The organism is Dolichospermum sp. UHCC 0406, assembly GCF_009712025.1.
GTDB classification, from domain to species: domain Bacteria; phylum Cyanobacteriota; class Cyanobacteriia; order Cyanobacteriales; family Nostocaceae; genus Dolichospermum; species Dolichospermum lemmermannii.
Map to the genome: position 1 here is coordinate 1 of NZ_VILA01000030.1, position 5576 is coordinate 5576.

Sequence of the window (5576 nt, forward strand, 5' to 3'; positions counted from 1 at the left end):
GAATTTACCATCAAATTTTCTTCATACTCATTTATTGGCTTGATATTAACATGGTAATACTGCCCTTTTTATCTATTCATAGAAGTTACATTTTGTCAAAAAAAATTAGATGCGTTTCCCCTGGATTTGCTGGTTAAATCTAGTGGTTTTTTCTTGGCAGATAATTTTATGAATATCCCTGATTTCTTGATAATATCATAAATCAGGGATATAACAGTATTATTTTTGCTGTAATTCTGCATCAATTAATGTTTGAAATTCCTCCAAAGAATTAACATTAATACTTGGTAAAAGTAAATTTTCCAGGATCGACATATTATCAATTTGCTTGATATTATAGATTATCTTTTCTGGAAGATTATCAAATCTAGTAGAGAGGATTTTGATAATGTCATCTTGACGAGTTATTTTAGCTCCTTTTTCTTGGGCATTTTCTTCAATAGTGCTGAGGAATGGCATATTTAACTCCTTTTCGTAATCATTTAATTTGGTTTGAAATTCTGTTTGTAATGGTGGTGGCAAAGTCATCATTCTATCAATAAACTTCACTAAATTAATAATATCAACTTTAGTTAAGCCTTTTTGATACAATGGTCTGACTAAGTTCCATTTCCATTGTTCTCTTTGCGTTAAGTCCTTAGTAGTGACTTTGGTTTTCAGATGTGCCATTACTATTATAGCAAACAGATTGTTACTTGCAGCTAGTTCTTCCCATTGATAGTCTAGCAGTTTCACTATACTAAATTTCATGCTTACTTCACTATCGCCTATCCCATATTCATAACTATTCGGCCGCCATTTTGCATCTTCATCTCCTAAGATAGCTAAACTAATCACTGGTTTATTAAATAAATCAAAGGAACGATAATTGTAGATAAACATTCTTTGTGGAAATTCTTTATCATACTGACTTTGGACTTCTATATGTATTAAAATCCAAATTACTTCATTATTTAATAACCAGACTTGAAACAATTTATCAGCATAGCGTTTTTTAGTTTGACTAGATGCGGTAATTTGTTCTAGTTCCTTATCTAAAGATATAGGAGTTTTACTCCAGTCAATTTGTTCGTATATTTTTGGATAAAAGAATTGTAGAAATGATTCAAAATATTGTCCTATAGCTTCTTTCCATGTTTGATCATAATTTGCTGTAATATTGGTCATGATTACTATTTCTCTCTCTGGTTTATTATTTATGTACCAGATCCCCGACTGCTTTTTTCCATTTTCTCAATAAATGATGAATTTAGTTAATAATTCGGGAATCTGATATGGTTAATTTTTATGTAAAGCCGAGTCAATTAACTGCTGAAATTCCTCCAAAGAATTAACATTAATACTGGGTAAAAGTAAATTTTCCAGGATGGACATATCATCAATTTGCTTGATAGCATAGATCATTTTTTCTGGAAGATTATCAAATCTATTGGTGAGGATTTTGATAATGTTTTCTTGGCAAGTTTTTCTAGCCCCAATTTCTTTACCGATTTCCTTGCCAATTTCCTTACCTTTTTCTTGGGCATTTTCTTCAATAGTGCTGAGGAATGGCATATTTAACTCCTTTTCGTAATCATCTAATTTGGTTTGAAATTCCGTTTGTAATGGTGGTGGTAAAGTCATCATTTTATCAATGCACTTAACTAGATTAATAATGTCAAACTTAGTTAAGCCTTTTTGATATAATGGTCTAACCAAACTCCACTTCCATTGTTCTCTTGCAGTTAAGTCCCTAGTAGTAGCTTTGGTTTTTAGATGTGCCATTACTATTATAGCAAATAAATTATTACTTGCTTCTAGGTCTGACCATTGATAGTCTAATAGTTTGACAATACTAAATTCCATTTTAACTCTACTATTACCTAAGCCGTATTCATAACTATTTGGTCGCCAACTTTTGTTTTCATCTCCTAATATTGCTAAACTTATTACTGGTTGATTAAATAAATCATAAGAACGATAATTATAGATAAACATTCTTTGTGGAAATTCTTTATCATGCTGACTTTGGACTTCTATATGTATTAAAATCCAAATTACTTCATTATTTAATAACCACACTTGAAACAATTTATCAGCATAGCGTTTTTTAGTTTGACTAGATGCGGTAATTTGTTCTAGTTCCTTATCTAAGGAAATAGGAGGGTTACTCCAGTCAATTTCTTGATGAATGTCTGGATAGAAGAATTGTAAGAATAATTCCAAATATTCCCCTATAGCTTCTTTCCATGTTTGATCATAGTTCGCTGTTGCTTCTGTCATATTTGCCCCCGGTTTTTGGGATTTATAATAAATCCCCAACTTCTTTATGATACCATTAATTTTGTTGTCAATAGTATGATATTGTCTGAGATTTATATACTACAAAATTTAGTATAATTAATAATGCTCCTGGCGATCGCTCATTCACTTGAGAACCCCGAAGCATTATCAATATTATCAGCATTGTAAACATAGGTAATCAGCCCCCTATTGGCATTGATAGCGCAGCGTGGCATAAGCCATAGTCTTGAGTTACCCGGAAGTTATCGGTAGGGGCGCTATCGCGCAGAGGGGGCGTTGTTTTCGAGGTTTTGTTATGGCTATCAACATTCTTTCCAAAGCTGACAAGAAACTTTCTCAACTCAAGGATGGAATTCGAGTTTTGGCTTGGGAACAGTACAAGATTGATAATCGTATCAAAGGTCAGGAAGGTTATAAAATCTTTGAAGCAGAATGGTTAACTCATGACATTCATAAGATGGATCAAGCCAAGTTTGATAAGTTTATTGCAGGTTTAGGTTATACCGTAGATGACTTACTTGCTGAAAGGAATAGATATTATCAGAAACGTAATCGAGCTACTGGTATTGGTAATGAACCAGCTAGTTTTAATAACGAACCTGCCAGTGTTGATTATGTTGAAGGTAATCAACCAGATAACATTCCATACTAATTAGTTTACAGTCCTAGTCTCCTTTGGGGATTAGGGCTTTTTTTTAATGTTATCACTTGATGTTTTTGATTATCTAACATGAGGAATTATGGCAATTAACATCCCCAGTAAATTTGGTAGCGGTTTACCTCCTGAACCCAATAAGAAAAAGGGTATTGACTTTGATAAACTTACTGAAAAACTTCGCTTTGAACGTGATAATATTCAACCCTATTTAACTAATCATCAACTTGTATTATATCATCATTGTTGTGATTTATTTGTTGGTAATTACTATCACGGTAAAAATCATTTCTTGAATGTGAACTTCACCAGCAATGAAAGTGAAGAATACCCTATAAATCGTGATGCTGAATATGATGAAGTTGGCAATATTTTAGCTCAAATTTAGTTTGGTAGTCTTGACTCCCCAGGTCAGGACTTTTTTTAACTTTAGTCATTGGAGGCGCTATCGCGTAAGAGAGATGATTTTTTAGGAATTTAACCATGCTTCATTTACAACAATATTTAACATTAGAACAGCAGAATGAAATCCTCAAAGTTTGTAGAGAAGTAGCTAGACAATCTCCTTTATTCACTCCTATAATGCCATCTGGTAAACCATTTAATTGTCAAATGACTAGCTGTGGTGAATTAGGTTGGATTTCTGATACTAAAGGCTATAGATATAGTGCAATTCATCCTAATGGTAAACCTTGGACACCAATACCAGAGATAATTAATAATCTTGCTAAAGATTTGGCTAATCAGATTGGTGAACCCGGTTATCATCCTCAAACTTGCTTGATTAATTATTATCAAAAGAGTGGTAAACTCGGACTTCATCAAGATAATTCTGAGAAGAATCTAAAACCAGCGATTATCTCAATCAGTCTTGGTGATGATGCAATCTTCTTAATCGGTGGCAACAAAAGAAACGCTCCCACTCAAGAGATTTTGCTGAAAAGCGGTGATATCTTGATTTTGCATGGTGATTCCAGACTGGCTTTTCACGGTATTAAGAAGATAATTTCTGGTACTTCTAACCTTCTGAAAAACGGAGGTAGATTAAATCTGACAATTCGACAAGTTTACTAATTCACTTAACCTCAATTTAGCAATACATTGGGGTTATTTTTTAATCTCTCTTTCAATATTTATATAAATGCAATTCTAGCATAGATATTCATAAATTACCAGGAATTTTATTATAATTGTTCATTAATCGGTGGGTGCGCTATCGCGGAAAGGGGGCGTTGTTTTTCGGTATTTACAATGTTTTATCAAGCCCCTGAAATGAAAGGCAGTATTCGCAATCTTCGTCAATATTATCATGAACCCATGCGTCAGAAAGTATGGAGTTATGAATTGTATCTTGATGATGTTTTAGTCAAGAAACAGGATTGTCATTGGTGGTCTAATACCCGTGAGGAGGCGATTGCTGCCATCAAGAAAATTGGTGAACAAATCCGTAAAGATGAGTTAGTCAAACATGAACTAGCTACTGTTGGCGATCGCTTATATATCAAGTGGTCTACCGACATCACCAGAGAAGGTAAACGCCAGGGACTCGCCGGGTATTATGGTATTTTCGTTAAAGGCAGAGGATATTGTGCATTTAGTACCCAAAACCTTGATGAAGCATTGGCTAAACTACGAGAAATTGAGATTAGAAATGCCAATGATGTTGAGGAATTTAAAAGGATTCGTCGTGAAATAGGATACTAATATTGTAGTCTAATATTTATACGTTGTGTATAGATATTAGGCTTTTTTTAATGCTATCGCTTGTTGACTATGATGTTTTTGTAATATCATTATGTCAGAATATACTGAATATCATGAAGCTCATGGAATGCCAGTTTCTGTAACAAAATATGAACCGGAAGATTGGGAGTTAGAGGTTCAGGAATACGAACAACGAGATAGTGAAATGAAGACAAATTTAGCAATAGCTCTCAATAATATGTTATCGGCAAAGTTCCAAGTTGAGAACCTGAATAATCCTACTATATCGTATGAAGTAAGGATTGAATTGATTAGTAGATTTATTAACAACACCATTAAATCTATTCAGGAAGTTCAACAATTAACTGACATTGAATAAACCCATGAGTCTCTAGTTTATCTAGGGACTTTTTTTATTGCTATCGCTTGTTATTGGTGTTCTTTACATCAGCATTATGAAAGCATTTTTCACTGGACACCGAGATATCCCCAATATCAAAGATGGAATTAATCAATTAATTGATATTGCTTGGGAACGGGGAGTAACAGAGTTTTTTAATGGTATGGCTTTGGGTACTGATCAATTAGCTGCTGAGGTTTTAATTGAACGACAACTTCATTGGACTGCTGTAATCCCCTGTCAAAACCAAGACAGATTATGGACTCTTCAACAGAAACTTAAATACAAAGAACTCCTCAAGTCTGCATCAAATAAAATCGTGCTTTATCCAGAATATACACCGGGTGTCATGCAAGCTCGTAATCAGTGGATGGTCAAACATTCTGATATTTGCTTGGCTGTTTATGATGGCAGGGGAAACGCATCTAAATTATCTTGACAGAATACTATATTAGTGCATCAATATGGGAAAATATCTAACTTCATTCAAAATCTGATAAATTCCTTTATTAAAATTATAAAAATTTCATAAAT

General features: G+C 33.5%; 8 protein-coding genes. 6 read left to right on the forward strand and 2 right to left on the reverse strand.

Annotated elements, in window-relative coordinates; translation table 11 throughout:
* Positions 1–219: 219 nt before the first annotated feature.
* Together FJR09_RS22715 and FJR09_RS22720 are read right to left on the reverse strand one after the other, a co-directional pair.
* Positions 220–1167, reverse strand: a complete 948-nt coding sequence (locus tag FJR09_RS22715) for a hypothetical protein (protein WP_168654194.1) — start codon at positions 1165–1167, stop codon at positions 220–222.
* Between the two features lie 111 nt (positions 1168–1278).
* Complete coding sequence (locus FJR09_RS22720; protein WP_168654195.1) at positions 1279–2262, reverse strand: hypothetical protein; 984 nt, start codon at positions 2260–2262, stop codon at positions 1279–1281.
* Positions 2263–2578: 316 nt separating this feature from the next.
* Between FJR09_RS22720 and FJR09_RS22725 the strand changes: the two genes are divergently transcribed.
* The 6 genes from FJR09_RS22725 to FJR09_RS22750 all read left to right on the forward strand — a co-directional run bounded on the left by FJR09_RS22725 (position 2579) and on the right by FJR09_RS22750 (position 5481).
* On the forward strand, positions 2579–2935 hold the full coding sequence (locus tag FJR09_RS22725) for a hypothetical protein (RefSeq protein WP_168653145.1): 357 nt from the start codon (positions 2579–2581) through the stop codon (positions 2933–2935).
* Positions 2936–3023: 88 nt separating this feature from the next.
* Positions 3024–3326 (forward strand): hypothetical protein, encoded by a 303-nt coding sequence (locus FJR09_RS22730; protein WP_168653144.1) that lies wholly within the window; start codon positions 3024–3026, stop codon positions 3324–3326.
* A gap of 95 nt (positions 3327–3421) precedes the next feature.
* Positions 3422–4012, forward strand: coding sequence for an alpha-ketoglutarate-dependent dioxygenase AlkB (locus tag FJR09_RS22735; RefSeq protein WP_168653143.1), 591 nt, complete (start codon positions 3422–3424; stop codon positions 4010–4012).
* Between the two features lie 177 nt (positions 4013–4189).
* On the forward strand, positions 4190–4642 hold the full coding sequence (locus FJR09_RS22740) for a hypothetical protein (RefSeq protein ID WP_168653142.1): 453 nt from the start codon (positions 4190–4192) through the stop codon (positions 4640–4642).
* A gap of 91 nt (positions 4643–4733) precedes the next feature.
* Positions 4734–5021, forward strand: a complete 288-nt coding sequence (locus tag FJR09_RS22745; protein WP_053539820.1) for a hypothetical protein — start codon at positions 4734–4736, stop codon at positions 5019–5021.
* Between the two features lie 76 nt (positions 5022–5097).
* Positions 5098–5481 (forward strand): SLOG family protein, encoded by a 384-nt coding sequence (locus tag FJR09_RS22750; protein ID WP_254433197.1) that lies wholly within the window; start codon positions 5098–5100, stop codon positions 5479–5481.
* Positions 5482–5576 lie beyond the last annotated feature (95 nt).